Genomic DNA, 1,399 nt, shown 5'->3' with positions numbered 1-1,399 from the left:
AGGCCCTGGCCCTTTCACTGTTTTTGCGCCCACCGATGCGGCTTTTGCCAAGTTGCCCCCCGGCACCATCACCACCCTAGTGCAAAACATCCCCCAATTGACTCGCATTTTGTGTTACCACGTGGTGCCCGGTCGTCTGAAAAAGGCGGATTTGGCCAAGTACCAGCGTGTAGGCTCGGTAGAGGGATCCCCCATCGATTTGTTTATCGAGGGGGACGTGTTTGAGGTGAACAATGCCACCGTTATCCAGGCGGATATCGAGGCGGACAACGGCATCATTCACGTCATCGACACCGTGATCCTGATGCGCCCCCACTGGTTCTGGCCGATCATGCTCTCGGGAGAAACAGGGAAAAGCGAGGGCCAAAGCTTGGCTAGCGACCGCAGAGTCGATACACCGGCAAGGTGAAATGAAAACTGCTGCCCTTGCCCAGGATCGATTCCACCCAAATCTGGCCATAGTGGGCGCGCACGATGCGACGGCAAAGGGAAAGGCCAATGCCATAGCCTTCCTGCTGTTGGTCGCGGGATAGGCGCACCGCATCGGAGAAGATGTTCTCTTGCTCGGCTTCCGGGATCCCAGGGCCGGTGTCGCTGACGGTCACCTGTACCTTTTGGCTGGTGCGGTGGAGGATGTTGAGGCGGATGGATCCCCCGGCGGGAGTGTACTTGATGGCATTGTCCAACAGGTTGAAAATAACCTGGCGGATCTTGTCGGGATCCACGTGAACTGTGGGCAGATCCACCGGAATATCGGCTTGAAACTGCAATTGCTTGGCTTGGATGCGAGGCAGTAGCTCCTCGATCACTGGCTGGCATAGGCTGGCCAACTGAGTTTCCACGGCTCGAATCCGCAGCTCCGAGGCACTGCCACGGGCCGACTCGAGAATATCGGTGATCATGCTGTCCATCTTGCGCAATTGCTGGCGGGCATGCTCGAACAACTGCCGCTCCACCGCCTTGTCCAGGGATCCTTCTCGCCCTTGCTGTAGGGTTTCGACCGCCAGGGCTGTAGCCGTCAGGGGGCTGCGCAAATCGTGCACCAGCATGGCCAGAACGCGGTCTTTGAAGTCCAACTGCTCCCGCAGTTGGGCGCGCTCCTGGCGCAGCGAAAACACCTCTTCCGACATTTGCAACAACGCCTCGGTGGTCGGGGGAGGAGCAGGATCTTGACCCGCCTCTTCCTGGTAGGAAACCAAAGCCGCCTGACCCTGCCAGCGGGGCCACCACACTTCCAACTGCGTCGCCAGATCTTCGCCCGCCAAGACCTGAGCCGGCAGGGGTTCTGCTTTCACCAAGGCTGGCGTCACCACCAACTTGTAGTGCTCTGCTAGGTAGGGGTGCTCCTCCAGCGGTACCACCTTCAGATGGGCAGGATGCTGGCCCGGCAGCCCCTGGA

At 59.5% G+C, this 1,399-nt stretch carries 2 protein-coding genes; one reads left to right on the top strand and one right to left on the bottom strand.

Going from position 1 to position 1,399, the window contains the following annotated elements; all coding sequences use genetic code 11:
- Positions 1–409, top strand: a 409-nt coding sequence (locus NW809_RS12590) for a fasciclin domain-containing protein (RefSeq protein ID WP_414402298.1), incomplete at its 5' end; no start/stop codon positions are given.
- On the opposite strand, the gene NW809_RS12585 is transcribed toward NW809_RS12590, so the two are convergent.
- Positions 375–1,399: histidine kinase (locus NW809_RS12585; RefSeq protein WP_414402297.1), on the bottom strand; the 1,025-nt coding region annotated here is incomplete at its 5' end. The two genes, NW809_RS12590 and NW809_RS12585, sit on opposite strands and share 35 nt — an antisense overlap.

This window comes from Synechococcus sp. WC101 (genome assembly GCF_047461555.1).
Classification (GTDB): Bacteria; Cyanobacteriota; Cyanobacteriia; order Thermostichales; family Thermostichaceae; genus Thermostichus.
The sequence above is the reverse complement of the archived record's forward strand: the minus strand, read 5'-3'. Positions and strand labels throughout refer to the sequence as shown.